General features: G+C 31.2%; 16 protein-coding genes, 1 riboswitch and 1 other annotated feature. All 16 genes read right to left on the bottom strand.

Going from position 1 to position 16857, the window contains the following annotated elements; all coding sequences use genetic code 11:
* Nucleotides 1–37: 37 nt before the first annotated feature.
* Nucleotides 38–625 carry a ribosome biogenesis GTP-binding protein YihA/YsxC gene (gene yihA / locus Q4528_RS03975; protein WP_046466785.1) on the bottom strand — a complete coding sequence of 196 codons (588 nt, stop codon included), beginning with the start codon at nt 623–625 and terminating at the stop codon, nt 38–40.
* 149 nt (nt 626–774) lie between these two features.
* Complete coding sequence (clpX, locus tag Q4528_RS03970; protein ID WP_017638198.1) at nt 775–2037, bottom strand: ATP-dependent Clp protease ATP-binding subunit ClpX; 1263 nt, start codon at nt 2035–2037, stop codon at nt 775–777.
* 233 nt (nt 2038–2270) lie between these two features.
* Nucleotides 2271–3572, bottom strand: coding sequence for a trigger factor (gene tig, locus Q4528_RS03965; RefSeq protein WP_303520617.1), 1302 nt, complete (start codon nt 3570–3572; stop codon nt 2271–2273).
* 175 nt (nt 3573–3747) lie between these two features.
* Nucleotides 3748–4665 carry a hypothetical protein gene (locus tag Q4528_RS03960; protein ID WP_029055678.1) on the bottom strand — a complete coding sequence of 306 codons (918 nt, stop codon included), beginning with the start codon at nt 4663–4665 and terminating at the stop codon, nt 3748–3750.
* Between the two features lie 19 nt (nt 4666–4684).
* Nucleotides 4685–5293 (bottom strand): NUDIX domain-containing protein, encoded by a 609-nt coding sequence (locus tag Q4528_RS03955; protein ID WP_046466787.1) that lies wholly within the window; start codon nt 5291–5293, stop codon nt 4685–4687.
* 210 nt (nt 5294–5503) lie between these two features.
* On the bottom strand, nt 5504–5860 hold the full coding sequence (gene rplT, locus Q4528_RS03950; RefSeq protein WP_017638201.1) for a 50S ribosomal protein L20: 357 nt from the start codon (nt 5858–5860) through the stop codon (nt 5504–5506).
* A gap of 55 nt (nt 5861–5915) precedes the next feature.
* Complete coding sequence (gene rpmI, locus Q4528_RS03945; protein ID WP_046466788.1) at nt 5916–6116, bottom strand: 50S ribosomal protein L35; 201 nt, start codon at nt 6114–6116, stop codon at nt 5916–5918.
* A gap of 29 nt (nt 6117–6145) precedes the next feature.
* The gene (gene infC / locus Q4528_RS03940; protein ID WP_026083528.1) at nt 6146–6673 is read right to left on the bottom strand and encodes a translation initiation factor IF-3; all 528 of its coding nucleotides are present in this window, start codon (nt 6671–6673) and stop codon (nt 6146–6148) included.
* A gap of 26 nt (nt 6674–6699) precedes the next feature.
* Nucleotides 6700–6823: a sequence feature (ribosomal protein L20 leader region), on the bottom strand.
* Nucleotides 6824–6884: 61 nt separating this feature from the next.
* The gene (locus Q4528_RS03935) at nt 6885–8381 is read right to left on the bottom strand and encodes an amino acid permease (RefSeq protein ID WP_046466789.1); all 1497 of its coding nucleotides are present in this window, start codon (nt 8379–8381) and stop codon (nt 6885–6887) included.
* A 169-nt stretch (nt 8382–8550) separates the two neighbouring features.
* Nucleotides 8551–8724, bottom strand: a riboswitch (Lysine riboswitch).
* A gap of 50 nt (nt 8725–8774) precedes the next feature.
* Nucleotides 8775–10712, bottom strand: a complete 1938-nt coding sequence (gene thrS / locus Q4528_RS03930) for a threonine--tRNA ligase (protein ID WP_046466790.1) — start codon at nt 10710–10712, stop codon at nt 8775–8777.
* Nucleotides 10713–11075: 363 nt separating this feature from the next.
* Nucleotides 11076–11996: a primosomal protein DnaI gene (gene dnaI, locus Q4528_RS03925; RefSeq protein ID WP_017638205.1), complete on the bottom strand. Its 921-nt coding sequence runs from the start codon at nt 11994–11996 to the stop codon at nt 11076–11078.
* On the bottom strand, nt 11997–13379 hold the full coding sequence (dnaB, locus tag Q4528_RS03920) for a replicative helicase loading/DNA remodeling protein DnaB (protein ID WP_017638206.1): 1383 nt from the start codon (nt 13377–13379) through the stop codon (nt 11997–11999). It abuts the gene before it with no gap.
* On the bottom strand, nt 13380–13850 hold the full coding sequence (gene nrdR / locus Q4528_RS03915) for a transcriptional regulator NrdR (protein WP_017638207.1): 471 nt from the start codon (nt 13848–13850) through the stop codon (nt 13380–13382). It lies immediately after the preceding gene.
* Between the two features lie 299 nt (nt 13851–14149).
* Entirely contained in the window at nt 14150–15175 is a 1026-nt protein-coding gene (gene gap / locus Q4528_RS03910; RefSeq protein ID WP_017638208.1) for a type I glyceraldehyde-3-phosphate dehydrogenase, read from the bottom strand.
* Between the two features lie 184 nt (nt 15176–15359).
* On the bottom strand, nt 15360–15962 hold the full coding sequence (gene coaE / locus Q4528_RS03905) for a dephospho-CoA kinase (protein ID WP_017638209.1): 603 nt from the start codon (nt 15960–15962) through the stop codon (nt 15360–15362).
* Between the two features lie 15 nt (nt 15963–15977).
* Nucleotides 15978–16850, bottom strand: a complete 873-nt coding sequence (gene mutM, locus Q4528_RS03900) for a bifunctional DNA-formamidopyrimidine glycosylase/DNA-(apurinic or apyrimidinic site) lyase (RefSeq protein WP_017638210.1) — start codon at nt 16848–16850, stop codon at nt 15978–15980.
* Between the last annotated feature and the right edge of the window lie 7 nt (nt 16851–16857).

The raw sequence follows: 16857 nt of genomic DNA, 5'->3' as shown, positions 1-16857 counted from the left end.
GTATATATTGAAATGTTTCTGTGAATATTTAAAGTAATTATAAATAAGACTCGATAAGATCCCAAATTTGTTGTTGTTTATTATTTTTGACAGAAGAATAACTTACAATCGTATCGCCATCTTCTAAATCTAATTTATGTTTAATATTAATTAAATGCTTTTGTACTTTCCCTTTAGGAATTTTATCTTCTTTAGTACATATAATTAGCGTCGGTATATCAAAGTGTTTTAAATAATTATACATGAGCATGTCATCTTCAGTTGGATTATGTCTCAAATCAACAAGTTGGATAACGAGTTGTAATTTTTGACGTGTTGTTAAATATTCTTCAATCATTTTGCCGAATTTTTCACGTTGTACTTTACTTACTTTCGCATATCCGTATCCGGGCACATCTACAAACACAAGCTGGTCATCGATATTAAAGAAATTTAATGTTTGAGTTTTACCAGGTTGTTGTGAAGTTCTTGCCATGTTTTTACGACCTATCATACTATTAATAAATGATGATTTCCCCACATTTGAACGTCCGCTTAATGCAACTTCTGGTACTTCTGTTTCTGGGTACTGTTCTTCTTTGACAGCACTTATAATTAAATCTATATTATTAGGATTAATTTTCATTGGTGATCCTCTCTTTACTTATTTCTCACATTAACACTTTACCATTACTCCTATATTAATGTCATCCTACATTTTCAAATAGAAGTAAATCACTCATTTTCTAAACAAAAAAATAGAGCCACAAACATGTGACTCTATTTAAACGTTATTTATGCTGATGTTTTACTATCATTAATTAGATTACCTTCTGAATCATATAATTCAGGTTCAACTTCATCATTGATTGTTTTTTCGGTAATGACGACTTTAGTAACATCTTCTGATGATGGTACATCGTACATAATATCAATTAGTGCTTCTTCAATTATTGAACGAAGACCACGTGCCCCTGTTTTACGTGCAATAGCTTTTTCACTAATAGCAGATAAAGATTCATCGCTAAATACTAATTCAACGTTATCTAATTCAAGCATTTTAGTATATTGTTTAACTAATGCATTTTTAGGTTGAGTTAATATATTTTTAAGTGCATCTACATCTAGCGTTTCTAAGTTAGCTACAATTGGAACACGACCGATAAATTCTGGAATTAAACCATAAGACTGTAAATCTTCTGGTCTAATTTGTTCTAGTAATGCTTCTTCATCATATTTGTCTGCTTCATTACTAGCAAATCCAATTACTTTTTCACCTAAACGACGTTTAATTACTTCATCGATACCATCAAATGCACCACCAAGGATGAATAAGATATTTGTAGTATCAATTTGAATCAATTCTTGGTTCGGATGCTTACGTCCACCTTGAGGAGGTACACTAGCAGTCGTACCTTCTAAGATTTTTAATAGTGCTTGTTGAACACCTTCACCGGAAACATCTCGTGTAATTGATGTGTTTTCAGATTTTCTTGCAATTTTGTCAATTTCATCAACGTATATAATACCTTTTTCAGCTTTGTCTATATCAAAGTCTGCTGCTTGAATTAAGCGTAATAAGATATTTTCAACGTCATCACCAACATAGCCAGCTTCAGTTAAACTAGTAGCATCTGCAATTGCAAATGGAACATTTAATGTTTTAGCTAATGTTTGTGCTAATAATGTTTTACCACTACCTGTTGGTCCGATTAATGCGATATTACTTTTTTGTAATTCAACATCATCTTCATTAGGGCCTAGTTGTTGAATACGTTTATAGTGATTATATACAGCTACAGATAAAGCTTTTTTAGCCTTTTCTTGACCGATTACATATTCATTTAAATGGTCCATAATCTCTTTAGGAGTTGGTAATTCTGTTAATTCTTCTGAAGAATTTTGTGCTAATTCTTCTTCAACGATTTCTGAGCATAGTTCAATACACTCATTACAAATATACACGCCACTTCCTGCAACTAATTTCTTAACTTGGTCTTGATCTTTACCGCAGAAAGAGCATTTTAAATTTTCTTCATCTTCATTGAATTTGAACATTCTTTTCTACACCCCTATTCCATAAAGACTATACTAGATAGCATTCTATAATGCAACATAATAACATTCAATTTATTTGCTTAAAAAATAGGAAGGAGTGGGACTGAATTCAAACTGTTATAGATTGAACTCATGGCCCCACCCCACAAGATAGATTATCTTATTAAACCTTCCAATTATTAATATAAGAATAATAATATTAAATGTTTATTGCTGTAGAGGATATCTATAAATTAGTCTTCTTTACTACCTTCAACTAATTTTGCATTATCTTTTAATAAGTCAATTACTTTTTGGATACGAACATCGTTTTTCACGATATCAGTGTTACCTAATGTGTTTTTAATATCTTCTACAGAGATATTAAATTGTTCGCTCATTTTTTCTAATTCTTTATCGATATCTTCGTCAGTAACTTCGATATTTTCAGCATCAGCAATTGCAGTTAATGTTAAGTTTGTTTTAACACGTTGTTCTGCATCGTCTTTCATTTGTTCTCTTAATTGAGATTCATCTTGACCTGAAATTTGGAAGTAAGTTTGTAAGTCTAGACCTTGTTGTTGAATTCTTTGGCCAAATTCTTGAACCATACGATCTAATTCTGTATCGATCATTGCTTGAGGAATGTCGATAGTAGCATTTTCAGTTGCTTTGTTAATAGCTTCTTCTTTTTCAGTTTTTTCAGCTTCTGTTGCTTTTTGTTCAGCTAAACGTTTACGTAAATTTTCTTTGTATTCATCAACTGAATTTGCTTCAGAATCTAATTCATTAGCTACTTCATCGTCTAATTCAGGTACTTCTTTATATTTAATTTCATTTACTTTTGTTTTGAACGTAGCTTCTTTGCCAGCTAATTCTTCAGCATGGTATTCTTCTGGGAAAGTGACTACTACATCTTTTTCTTCTCCAGTTTTCATACCTTCTAATTGCTCTTCGAAACCTGGGATAAATGAACCTGAACCAACTTCTAGGTCGTAACCTTCAGCTTGTCCACCTTCAAATTCTTCACCATCAACTGATCCGCTGAAATCAATATTAACAGTGTCGCCATTTTCAACAGCGCCATCTTCTTTAACAACCATTTCAGCCATATGACTTAAACTATGGTTAATTGATTCTTCTAATTCTTCATCAGTTAATTCAGTTTCTTGTTTTTCAATTTCTAAACCTTTGTAGTCACCTAATTTAACTTCTGGTTCAACAGTTACAGTAGCTTCAAAAATGAAATCTTTACCTTTTTCAATTTGAGTTACATTAACTTCAGGTTGAGCAACAGGTTTAATATCTGTTTCATCAATTGCTTCACCATAAGCTTCAGGTAATAAGATGTCTACTGCGTCTTGATATAACGCTTCAACGCCAAAACGTTGTTCGAAAATTGGACGAGGCACTTTACCTTTACGGAATCCAGGTACATTAATTTGTTTAACTACTTTTTTAAATGCTTGATCTAATGCTTTATCTACTTTTTCTGCTGGAACAGTAACTGTTAATAATCCTTCGTTACCTTCCTTTTTTTCCCAAGTTGCTGTCATGTATAAATACCTCCATGAATAACTATTTTATTTTTTCAACTTCCCTATTATAGCATAGGTCAATTACGTACACAAACATTGAAATTGCAACGTTTGTGAAATTATTTACTACTTATTTCAATTAAATTTCACGTTAAATGATTTATTTCTCTTTTGCAAGAAATTAAATTCGAATTCAACTTTCTAATTGTTTTATAAAAGTTAATGCCTCTTCTTTCACCACATTCTTTTCTATACCAATCATTCCTTTAAAATAAACATCATATGCGTTTGTCCATTCATCAATGGTAAATATTTCTTCTATATTAAGAGGATATAATAATATAGAATGATTGTTCATAATGTGGTTCGCCTCGTCTACAATATGTAAAGCACCGTCTTCTAATTGATTAATCACTTCAGGTATAATTCGAGTTTTCATAGTTGTATGTTCAAGACCTTTTAAATCTTTTGGTTTAATTTCTGATGTATAACCGTATTTATCAATTCTTATAGGCTCCTCTGATTGAGCGAATCTTAAATACTCTATCATTAAACTTATAATATTATTTTCAAAGGAATAATTGTTTAATAAATAATTTATCGATTCTTTAAAGTCAAAATGTCCATTATCTATTAATTGAAGTAAGATATGAGTTTGTTCTCTGGTACTTAAGTGATTAAATTCAGTTAAAGATTGTGAAAGTTGTTGTTTATTAGATTGTAACTGAGCTTGTGCATATTCTTTTAAAGGAAATAACTCCATTCTTGTCTTATGATCACGCACTTCATCTATAATTTGATTTATGACTTCAACAGCTTCATAGTATTGTTCTAATCCATTTAAACTTTTAACGTAATAAATCATTAAATCATCATATCTGTTTAAACCTTTTTTTAATAAGATGATTGCTTCTTCTCTCAATTCTAAAAATGCATTCATTTGATATAACATGTTGCATTTTGTCATAGCCAAATTTTCATCTAAATCGAATTGACTTTCATATTGTTCAAATAGATTATACATTTCATCAAAATTTTGCGTTAACTCAGCTTGTTTGATTTCTTTTTTTAATTTTCCCTCTGATAATGGAAACGGAATGATATCTGACATTCATTTTGCACCTCAATTATTATAAATCTTGAAGAATTAATGCACTCCATGTCTCAAAGTCATCATAAGATTCAATTTTTCCTTTTTCAATCCATTTAATTCTTAAAGTGTCTGTTTCTTTAGCTTCTACATCGTTAGAATTCACAGTGATTTTAAAAACAACACCCATGTGAACTTTACCAACGTCGTTATTATCGTCATTTATGAATCCAATATATTCCATATTTTGAGAATCTTCTGTAGATAGACCTACTTCTTCTTCTAATTCTCTTTGAGCGTTGACTCGTAATACTTCATTGATTGAATCTGCTCCGACAACATCATTCATGTGTCCACCTACACCTATAGATGATTGTCCATGTAAACGTTCTTCTCCTCCACCAGATAGGCGTTCATAAACGAGAATTTCGCCATTTTGGTTTTCTAAGAGACAATATGAGATAAGTTGTTTATAGTCTGGGTTCTCTTCCATATCTCCTTTACGTTTAACTTCATAATGACTTAATGAATTAAAAATATTATCGCCTTTTACATTACTTTTCGATAGAAAGCCATTAAACGCATTTGTTTCATTATCAAAAAGAGTTGTTCTTGGTACTACAATAATTTGCTCATCAAATTTAGACATACTTTTCTCCTTTATACTTACTTTTATGAATTCATTCTATCAAACTTATTTTCAAATCGCGATTTATAACTTTTCATTGTTTTATAAAATTATAGTTAAATATAATATTGGTCGAAGAAATATAAATAAAAGCTGGGACATCATAAAATGTCTCAGCTTTTATAATTTGATAAAGATTAGAAAGGTTTTCCTATCTTATCAAAGATTAATTTATTTTAAAGCGTCTTTAGCTTTTGATACTAATTCACCGAAAGCTTTGTCGTCTGAAATAGCAATTTCAGATAACATTTTACGGTTAATATCGATGTCAGCTTTTTTCAAGCCGTTCATTAATTTTGAATAGCTCATGTCATGTTTACGAGCTGCTGCATTGATACGTGTAATCCATAATTTACGGAAATCACGTTTACGTTGACGACGGTCACGGAATGCATATTGACCTGATTTCATGACTTGTTGTTTAGCTACTTTATATAATGTATGTTTTGAACCGAAGTAACCTTTAGCTAATTTAATCGTTTTTTTACGACGTGCTCTTGTTACTGTTCCACCTTTTACTCGTGGCATATTAAATTCCTCCTTAGATTCTATCTACGTTATTAATCGATAATCGTTAATTTCATTATTTTTTATAAGATAATAATTGTTTTACGCGTTTTAAATCACTTTTAGAAACTAATCTACTTTTACGTAATTGACGTTTCTGTTTAGTGTTTTTGTTTGCGAATAAGTGAGATGTGAAAGCTCTTGAACGTTTTAATTGACCTGAACCAGTTCTTTTAACACGTTTTGCTGCTCCACGGTGAGTTTTCATTTTAGGCATGATTCATTTCCTCCTAGAAATTAATTTAATTATTTTTCATTAATTGGTGCTAACATAAGGAACATTTGACGGCCTTCCATTTTAGGCTTCTGTTCTACAGTAGCAAGGTCTTTACATTCTTCAGCAAATTTTTCTAATTGGCGTTGACCAATTTCTTTATGCGTAATTGCACGACCTCTGAAACGAATTGAAACTTTACATTTATCGCCTTTAGAAAGGAATTTACGTCCATTTTTCAATTTTGTTTGGAAATCGTGTTCCTCAATTGTTGGACTTAAACGAATTTCTTTAACGTTAATTGTTTTTTGTTTCTTCTTCATTTCTTTTTCTTTTTTCTGTTGTTCGAATTTGAATTTACCGTAATCCATAATTCTAGCAACAGGTGGTTTAGCATTTGGTGCTACGATTACTAAATCTAAATCAACACGTTCAGCCATTTCTAAAGCTTCTTGTTTTGATTTGACACCAATTTGTTCACCATCTTGACCTACTAAACGAAGTTCTTTCGCGCGAATTTTCTCATTAATTTGAGTTTGATCTTTTGCTATGGTTGACACCTCCCAGTATTTTACGAAATTGTCCCAAGCAAAAAGAAGAGCGAGTATCACTACCCGCTCTTCTTCACACATTAATTGTGTAACATGATTAACCTGCCAACTGCTTACAGCGTCGCTACAGGTGAGAAGCGGGAGCTTCTACTTGGTTCGTTTCGTATTCAACGTTACTAATCATACCAACTATTAATGTATTCGTCAACTATTTTTTTATTTAATCATGATGTCTTACTTCTTCCATAGACACATCTTGACGTAAATCCACTTTTTCTAATGGGATTTTTTTAGTTTTATATCTTACTTTATGATAAATAAAGAATGCTAAAAATACTGGGATACCCATATAAGTAATGATAAATCTATTGATATCAAAATCACCAGTCTTAATGAAATCAACATCTTGACCTAAAATAACAATAACACATAAGAATCCAGCAAATATTGGACCAAATGGGAATAATTTAGCTTTATATTTCAATTTAGACTTATCATAATTTTGTTTATCAAATGCGCGTCTAAATCTATAATGACTGACTGCAATACCTACCCACGCGATAAAGCCAGTCATACCACTAGCAGCTACAATATAGTCATAAGCATCACCACTTAAATGTTGTAATAAAAAGATAATAATTACAATTATTCCAGTGATTGCTAGAGAAATATAAGGTACACCATTTCTATTAGTTTTTGAGAATGATGCATATGCTAATTTATCTTTACTCATAGAATATAACATTCTTGTAGAAGCGTACATACCTGAGTTACCTGCGGATAATACGGAAGTTAATATAACAGCATTCATAAATGATGCTGCAAATGCTAAGCCTGCATTTTGGAATACTAATGTAAATGGAGACGTTGATACGCTGCTATCTCCTCCCATTAATGCATTGCTATCATAAGGAATTAACATACCTATAATAAATATCGCTAGAATGTAAAATAGTAATATTCTCCAAAACACTTGTTTAATTGCTTTAGGTACAGCTCTTTCTGGATTTTCAGATTCTCCTGCTGTGATTCCTATTAACTCAGTACCTTGGAAAGAGAACCCTGCAACTAAGAATACACCTAAAATTGATAATAAACTACCGCCTAAATTACCACCTAATATTGGGCCTTCGCCTTTTGTAAATGTTTCAAAGCCTACAAATTTACCGCCCATGATTCCGACAATAGTTAATAAACCTATAATGATAAATATGATAACAGTTACAACTTTAATTAATGCAAACCAGTATTCGCTTTCTCCGTATACTCTAACCGATAGTGAATTCAATGCAAAGATAATAACGAGGAATATACAACTCCAAATCCATGCTGGTACACCTTGCATTGGTGACCAATATTGAATCACTTGTGCTGCAATTGTAACGTCTGCAGCTACTGTAATAACCCAGTTAAACCAGTAATTCCAACCTAATGCGAATCCTAATGATGGATCAACAAAACGTGTTGCATATGTACTAAATGAACCAGAAACTGGTAAATATGTTGCCATTTCTCCTAATGATGTCATTAAGAAAAAGACCATGGCACCAATAATGGCGTATGCTAATAGTGCACCTAACGCACCAGCACTATGAATAGCACCACCAGAAGTCATAAATAGTCCAGTACCGATACACCCTCCTATTGCTATCATGGAAAGATGTCGATCTTTTAAACCTCGTTGAACGCCTTCATTCTGATTTTGATTTTTACTCATAGAAGAATCCTTTCCTTGTATTTAGAGGCTTCAATGTTACTTTTTCAAAGCAAAACTAAATGCATGACTTTCGTTAAAATTGTTAGTTTCATTCAATAATTAACTTTATCATTGCAAATAAAAAAGTGGCTACATACCTTTAAGATATGCAACCACTTTGCTTTTATCTATATTAGGTAGCACATCACATTAAGTGACAGTACAGTTTCTTTCGACAACTGTCCCAACAAACGTCTATTATGGTTAACGTTTGTTTCGGCAATATTACCTTTGACTTGTTCAACATTCGTTCCATACAACTTCTGACAAGCTACTATTTAATATTGCAACCTCTAACTCAACTTTTATTTTAACTACCTTGTAATATACATGAACTGACTGTTAATTTCAAGTTTATCTATGTTTTTTCAAACGAATTTCATCAACTAAATTCCAAATGAATTCATCTTTTTCTAAAGTTTCTTGATCTTGTGAACCATATTGGCGCACATTTACTTCTTTATTTTCTACTTCTTTATCTCCCACTACTATTTGGTAAGGGATTTTTTGCATTTGTGCTTCACGAATTTTATATCCCATTTTTTCATTACGGTCATCGATTTCTACACGTACACCTTGAGATTTTAATTCGTCTTGAATTAATCTAGCATAATCATAATGTAAATCAACATTTACTGGAATGATTTCTACTTGTTTAGGTGCTAACCATGTTGGGAACGCCCCTTTTGTTTCTTCTGTTAAGAATGCTACAAATCTTTCCATTGTAGATACAACACCACGGTGAATAACCACTGGTCTATGTTGTTCTCCATCTTGGCCAATATAAGTTAATTCAAAGCGTTCTGGCAATAAGAAGTCTAATTGTGCAGTTGATAAAGTTTCTTCTTTACCCATAGCTGTTTTAACTTGAACGTCTAATTTTGGACCATAGAATGCCGCTTCGCCAATTGCTTCTTCATAAGTAAGTCCTAACTCATCAGAAGCTTCTTTAATCATTTTTTCAGCTTTTACCCACATTTCGTCATCATCGAAATATTTTTCTTTATCTTCTGGATCACGATAACTTAATCTGAAAGTATAATCTTCAAATCCAAAATCTTTGTATACATCTTGAATTAAATTAACAACACGTTTAAATTCTTCTTTAATTTGGTCAGGTCTTACAAAAATATGAGCGTCATTTAAAGTCATACCTCTTACACGTTGTAATCCAGATACTGCACCACTAGCTTCATATCTATGCATAGTACCTAATTCAGCGATACGAATTGGTAATTCACGATAAGAATGCGGTTTGTTATTATAAACCATCATATGGTGTGGGCAGTTCATAGGACGTAGTACCATTTCTTCTGTCTCATCTAATTTCATTGTTGGGAACATATCCTCTTGATAATGATCCCAGTGACCTGATGTTTTATATAAATCTACGTTAGCGATAACTGGTGTATAAACATGGTCATAGCCCATACTTACTTCTTTATCAACGATATATCTCTCGATTTCACGGCGAATTGTAGCACCATTTGGTAACCATAATGGTAAACCCGCACCTACAAGTTGACTATTTGCGAATAAATCTAATTCTTTACCAATTTTACGGTGATCACGTTCGCGACGTTCTTCTAACATTTGAAGATGTGCTTTTAGATCTTTTTTATCGAAAAATGCTGTACCGTAGATACGTTGTAACATTTTATTGTTACTATCGCCACGCCAATATGCACCAGCTGTAGAAAGTAATTTGAATTCTTTAATTTTTGAAGTAGAAGGTACATGTACACCTCTACATAAATCAGTAAACTCGCCTTGAGAATATAATGTTACATTTTCATCCTCTGGAATCGCATCAATTAATTCTAACTTGTATGGATCGTCTTTGAAGAAATCTTTAGCTTCATCTCTTGATACAACTTTACGTTCTATTTTATGATTTTCATCCACTATTTGTTTCATTGTTTTTTCAATTTTTTCAAAATCGTCAGATGAGATTTTTTCTTCAGTATCAAAATCATAGTAGAATCCACCTTCAATAACTGGACCTACGCCAAATTTAACGTCACCATATAATCTTTTTAAAGCTTGTGCCATTAAATGAGCAGTTGAATGACGTAAAACTTCTAAAGCTTCTTCGCTACCTGGTGTTACAATTTCAATCTCACCATCTGTTTCTAATGGACGTGTTAAATCTACCATTTGCCCATTAAATTTTCCTGCTACTGCTTTTTTACGTAATCCAGGACTTATTGATTGCGCTATATCTTCTGTAGTAGTGCCTTTATCAAATGCTTTTGAATTGCCATCTGGGAATTGAATATTAATTTGATCCATACTATAACCTCCTAAAATATGAAAATCATATCGTTGACTTATTGAATAAATATCAATTTGTAACGAATGTGAGAAAACAAAAAAATCCCGCCCCTAATACAGGGACGAGATCGTCGTGGTACCACCCTAGTTGAACGTCAAAATATAACCAAAAGATTACATTCAACGTCTTCTCTACATAAGATAACGGTCTTGAGCCGAGCATTCATTACAAATGCCATACATTAAAGTAGTAATAATTTAATATATTAACCATATTCTCATCAAGTAATGGCTTTCTGTGTAATAGTGATTAAATTATCTTATCTTCAACAGTTTCAACGATTTAGATTTAAGTCCATTATACAATATTATTTAAAAATATCAATTGTTTCTAAAGTTTTCTCCCTTTAAGAAATATGGTGTTGATAATGTTTTAATTCTTTCAATAATTCTAGCAGCCTTAGTTTTTTCAGCGCCTTCACGTGTCATTGATAAATGATGCTCTAATTCTTCATAACTTAAGTTTGAAGTGAAAAATGTAGGTAATTCATGAACCATTCTATAATGTAACAATGGTCCTATCACTTCATCTCTAACCCATGGCGTAACTTCTTCTGCTCCGATATCGTCTAACATTAAAATATTAGCTTCACGTATTCTTTGTAATTTTCTTTCATAACTACCATCTTTGAAACCACCTTTTAATGTTCTAATATATTCTGGCAGATAGACAATAGTAGATGGTACTTTTTTAGCCTTAAGTTGGTTAGCTATAGCACCTAGAATAAATGATTTTCCAGTACCAAAAGGACCATATAAATATAAACCTTTAACATCTTCGTTATTAATCAATTTTTTACAAATATCATTAACTTGCATTGCTAAGTCTAATCGATTACGTCCAGTCGTATAAATGTCTTTTATTTTAGCGTTTAATGTATCACGTTGCATATGATGTGATGTAATTAATTGAGAATTAAGACGTTCTTCATCATATTTAATTTTACAAGGACAAGGTAAATAACGAATTTTTATACGTTCATTTTCTACATATAATTCTGGTACATGACCTTTAACAAAATTTGGGCATTCGTTATAACTATGACCGTCATAATGTTTTTGTTGATCTTTATATTCTTGTAAAACATTTAAATCCTCATCAATAATAGCATTTGTTATCTCTGATTGATGTTCATTTAAAAATGTCTTAACGTCAGGATCATTAACTACTTGTTGACGTATTTTTGCAATTCTTTTTCCGAAATCTTTATTTGACCCAACAATTTGCTTAAAACTTTCCATCTAATCCTCCTCCCAATCTTTATTTAATTGTTCTAGAAATGCTTGTCGATCTTTTTCAAATTGATCATCAGTTTCATCTTTTGAATGTTCTGCAGCATTTGGATTGTCTCTTTCTTCTAACCATTTAGGTGTTTTTTCTCTAGAGACTAATTTACTTTTTCTATTATATCCTTGATAGGAATTAGATTTTGATTCATATGTTGGTTTAGGTTGGTTTACCTTCAAGGCATATTCATAAGCCTGTTTGGCTGTAGTAATCCCTTTTTTCTTCCAATTAGAAGCAATCTCAAAAATATACGATTTAGGTAATTTCATATCTTCTTTAAGCATTACGAATTGTAGCAAGATATTAATCACACCAAAATTCATTTTCTCTCTATGAATTAATTCTTCAATCATATTTTTTTGTGACAAAGTTGGTTCAGATTCTGACCAAGAAGCTAACATATCAATAGGACTTGTTTGTTCTAATAAATCTAACCAAGCATCTGTATCATTTTCAGGATCTTTATCTTCTTTATTTTGTGTTGCCGTATTGTTTTGTTTAATATTCTGATTTAGTTCTAATTTAGGTAATTGATTATCATGTTCTATTAAATAATATGAACGAGCTTGTTTACGCATTTCTTCAAATGATAATTGTTGTGCACTAGTAATCGAATTTAAAATAATATGTTTCATTGCATCTACTGTTAATCCATAAAGTGTTGCAAGTTGCATGATTAAAGCTTTAGCATCTTTAGTCACTATTTCACTTGAAATAAAATGATTATGCAACATGGATTTTAACATTTCAAAATCAAATGATTCATTCGATAAATCGATACCAGCATATTCTCCTGATTGAGGTATATTTTGAGTATCGACATCTATTATTTTATTAGGAACATGAAATACATCTGTAAATTTTCTTGTCGTTTGTTGATAATTCGATAAATCTTTATTTTCTTGTTCAAAATGCTTTTTTAAAATTTGATATCTTTTTTTATCAACCTCACTGTAAAGAAATACTGATAACATAGGATCATTAAAAAATTGATATGCAGAAGGAGGTTGGACAAGTTGATAAACAAAATGAGTTTGTTGTTCTTCATGCTTAACAAATGATTTCATTAATCCGATCGCTTCTAGTAAATCCATTTGATTTCTAAATTCTAATAAATTTTCTTTTAATTCGTTCATAATTACATAGTGAGTTAAAGCTTGTTCATTATCATTGGAAAATTGGTGCATAAAATGATATAAACCAATGGCTTGTTGTCCAATTAACGGTGTAAAAAGACGATTAAGTATCTCTAGATGTTGTGAATTTAAATGGAAATTTTGTATAACTTCAAAACTGTCTTGTGGTCTTAATCCAAATTCAAAGGATTGTAATCCCATTTATAAATCACTCCGTTTATTATCATTCAAAATCCCTTGCATTGAAGCTAATAATTGATCTATATCTTTAAATTCTTTATATACTGAAGCAAATCGAACATATGATACTTGATCAACATGCATAAGTAAATTCATAACATGTTCCCCTATTTCTCTTGATGATATTTCTGTGTGACCTTCATCTCTAAGTTGCCATTCAACTTTATTAGTTATATCTTCAAGTTGTTGATATCTTACAGGGCGTTTTTCACATGATCTAACCAAACCGTTTAATATTTTTTCCCTTAAAAATTGTTCTCTTGTTCCGTCTTTTTTTACTACAATTAAAGGACTTACCTCTATATGTTCAAATGTTGTGAATCTTGTACCACAATTTTCGCATTCTCTTCTTCGACGAATTGCATTTGCGTCGTCTGCGTGACGAGAATCGACTACTCTAGAATGCGTTGAATTACATTTTGGGCATTTCATAATTGTCACCCTTTTCTATTTTAATTATTCTCAATTATACTATAAAATCATACGTTAAAAAAGAAAGCGCATTTGAGATAAATGGTTCAAAATGTGTAACCTATTTTTAAAAAGTGGCTATATTAACTTAAAAATGAAAACAAATATACTTAAATTTCTCTTCATTTAACAATTTGTCTAATGAAAATAGAAACATCTAAATTATTATTCTAAAGCTTTCTATAAAAAATTAAAACTGCCAACCTAATCCTTATGTTTGGATTTGATTGACAGCTTCAATATATTTATTTTTACCAATTTTAAACTGCTTCTACTGCACTTTGTGAATCAATTAATTTACCAATTTGTTCAGCTACTTCAACAACTCTATTTGAGTAACCCCATTCATTATCATACCAAGCAATTACTTTAACTTTATTATCTCCCATAACCATTGTTGATTGTGCATCAATAACAGCAGAGTTTGGATTAGTATTGAAATCTACTGAAACAAGTGGTTCAGTTTCTACATCTAACACACCATCTAGATTAGCATTTTTGAAAGCTTGATTTACTTCATCAACAGTAACATTTTTTTCTAAATCTACAACTAAATCCACAAGTGATACGTTTTTAGTTGGTACTCTTAAAGCCATACCATGTAATTTACCTTCAACTTCAGGTAGCACTTCTTTTAATGCTTTTGCTGCACCAGTTGAAGTCGGAATGATACTTTCATTACATGAACGCGCTCTGCGTAAATCTTTATGTGGGTTATCAATATTTTTTTGATCATTCGTAATAGCGTGAACTGTAGTCATTAGACCATTTACTATACCAAATTCATCATTTAAAACTTTGGCAACTGGTCCGATACAATTTGTTGTACAAGATGCATTACTAAAGATGTCAAATTCATTTACGTCTAATTTATCGTCGTTGACACCTTTAACTATCATTTGTACATGTCCACCTTTAGAAGGTCCAGTTAATAATACTTTTTTAGCACCTGCATTAATGTGTGCGATTGCTTTATCACCATGATTAAATTTACCAGTCGCTTCGATGACAACATCTATATCTAAGTCTTTCCATGGTAAATTTTCAGGATTTCTATCTGAAACTAATTTAATGTCTTGGTCCTTATATCTAATACCATCCTCAATAGCTTCTACTTTTTCATTATATTTACCATGTGTTGTATCATAATTGATAAGATGTGCAATTGTTTCAGGTGGGTAACTAGCATTAATTGCCTTTACATTTAAGTTATCATTTTGTAAAGCAATTCTTAACACCATTCTACCAATTCTACCCATTCCATTAATTGCAATATTTGTCGCCATTTAAAGCACCCCTTGATCATTTATTTATATGTTATACTTTATGGCATTAGTATAACATAATAACATCATTTTGAAAGCGTTTACTTAAACTTTACAAAATATTTTTATAATCATATGTAATAAGCAAACATTATCAAAATAAAAACTCAATGCCCTTAAAAGACATTGAGTTTAAAATGATAATTTACTTTTCTATGAAACCTTGTTCGCTAAGTAATTTCTCTAGATTTTGCTTTAATTCTAATTTATCTCCTAAATTATCAATGACATGGTCAGCCATTCTACTTTTTTTATCTATAGAAATTTGACTATAAACACGTGCTTTTGCTTCTTCTTGGGTTAAGTCATTTCGCTCCATTAAACGATCAATTTGAATACTTTCAGAAGTATAAACAAGCCATACTTCGTCTACAGTATCTTGTAATTCATTTTCAAATAGAAGCGGGATATCCATTATGACATTATGGCCTTCTTCAATATATTGTTGTTTCTTTTCATCCATAATTTCTCTAACAATCGGATGTACAATTTCATTTAGCACTAATCGTTGATCAGGATTATTAAAGACTAAGTCTCCCATATACTTCCGATCCATTTCACCATTTTCATCGATAGCTTCTTCTCCGAATGTTTCTCTTACCTTTTCTAAACCTGTTGTACCTTTAGCAACTGCTTCTCTTGCAGCTGTATCTGCATCAATCACTTTAAATCCAAATGCAGTTAATAATTCAGATACAGTAGATTTGCCTGATGCAATACCACCAGTAAGTCCTATTACTTTTGACATATTTTCACGCTTCCTTTATTTCTGACAAGTCGGGCAATAGTGACTATTTCTTGATGCAATGACTTCAGTTTCGATTGGATGCCCACATACCTTGCAATATTTTTGTTTGTATACATTAAGATGTAGCTGCATTTCACCTGTTTTTCCATCAGCATGTCGATAATCCGAAATGCTGGTACCACCGTATTTTATACCCTCATTTAGTACTGAACGAACATGATAAAATACCATTTCTTTTTCTTGGTCAGTTAAACTTTGAGTTAGTCGATGTGGTTTTATACCTGCTCTAAATAAAGCCTCACAAGCATAAATATTTCCACAACCAGAAATGACTTTATGATCTAGAATAACCTGTTTAATCGGTTTTTTAATATAACTTTTTTTATTTGTACAATCTAAAAAATGTTGTAATGCATCATCATCAAATGGTTCTGGAGCTATTTTTAAAAATGATGGATAGGACTCAAAACTGCTAACATTTCTTATCTCTCCAAAACGTCTTATATCTGAATAAACTAATTTTTTGCCATTGTTTAGTTCAAATATCACTTGCCAATGTTTTCGATAATTAGGTGCAGTAATTTGTTCTAAATCATCTACAATGAAGAATCCACCAGCCATACCTAAATGACTAATTAAAATACGATTCTCATCATTTTGTTGAATATAAAAGACGATGTATTTACTTCTTCTGTCGATTTTTATAATTTTATATCCTTCAGTTAAACGTTTAAAACTATCAAGTTCGATTCCCTTGATTATGGTTTCTCTACCATTCTTTTTTCCATTAATAACACTTTCTGAGAATTTTACTTTATCAATAATTGTATTAATGGCGTATGGTTCAATACCTCGTTTAACATGTTCTACCTCAGGTAATTCTGGCATATTAATA

Origin of the sequence: Staphylococcus pasteuri (assembly GCF_030547725.1) — a bacterium.
GTDB lineage: Bacteria > Bacillota > Bacilli > Staphylococcales > Staphylococcaceae > Staphylococcus > Staphylococcus pasteuri.
Note: the sequence above shows the minus strand (reverse complement) of the source record. Positions and strands in the feature narration are given on the sequence as shown.

What these genes read in the sequence shown, in the direction of transcription:
- dnaI (WP_017638205.1), bottom strand. Translation starts at nt 11,996, where the DNA reads ATGGAAAGTTTTAAGCAAATTGTTGGGTCAAATAAAGATTTCGGAAAA.
- dnaB (WP_017638206.1), bottom strand. Translation starts at nt 13,379, where the DNA reads ATGGGATTACAATCCTTTGAATTTGGATTAAGACCACAAGACAGTTTT.
- gap (WP_017638208.1), bottom strand. Translation starts at nt 15,175, where the DNA reads ATGGCGACAAATATTGCAATTAATGGAATGGGTAGAATTGGTAGAATG.
- coaE (WP_017638209.1), bottom strand. Translation starts at nt 15,962, where the DNA reads ATGTCAAAAGTAATAGGACTTACTGGTGGTATTGCATCAGGCAAATCT.
- rplT (WP_017638201.1), bottom strand. Translation starts at nt 5,860, where the DNA reads ATGCCACGAGTAAAAGGTGGAACAGTAACAAGAGCACGTCGTAAAAAA.
- clpX (WP_017638198.1), bottom strand. Translation starts at nt 2,037, where the DNA reads ATGTTCAAATTCAATGAAGATGAAGAAAATTTAAAATGCTCTTTCTGC.
- Q4528_RS03955 (WP_046466787.1), bottom strand. Translation starts at nt 5,293, where the DNA reads ATGTCTAAATTTGATGAGCAAATTATTGTAGTACCAAGAACAACTCTT.
- tig (WP_303520617.1), bottom strand. Translation starts at nt 3,572, where the DNA reads ATGACAGCAACTTGGGAAAAAAAGGAAGGTAACGAAGGATTATTAACA.
- thrS (WP_046466790.1), bottom strand. Translation starts at nt 10,712, where the DNA reads ATGGATCAAATTAATATTCAATTCCCAGATGGCAATTCAAAAGCATTT.
- Q4528_RS03935 (WP_046466789.1), bottom strand. Translation starts at nt 8,381, where the DNA reads ATGAGTAAAAATCAAAATCAGAATGAAGGCGTTCAACGAGGTTTAAAA.
- rpmI (WP_046466788.1), bottom strand. Translation starts at nt 6,116, where the DNA reads ATGCCTAAAATGAAAACTCACCGTGGAGCAGCAAAACGTGTTAAAAGA.
- nrdR (WP_017638207.1), bottom strand. Translation starts at nt 13,850, where the DNA reads ATGAAATGCCCAAAATGTAATTCAACGCATTCTAGAGTAGTCGATTCT.
- Q4528_RS03960 (WP_029055678.1), bottom strand. Translation starts at nt 4,665, where the DNA reads ATGTCAGATATCATTCCGTTTCCATTATCAGAGGGAAAATTAAAAAAA.
- yihA (WP_046466785.1), bottom strand. Translation starts at nt 625, where the DNA reads ATGAAAATTAATCCTAATAATATAGATTTAATTATAAGTGCTGTCAAA.
- mutM (WP_017638210.1), bottom strand. Translation starts at nt 16,850, where the DNA reads ATGCCAGAATTACCTGAGGTAGAACATGTTAAACGAGGTATTGAACCA.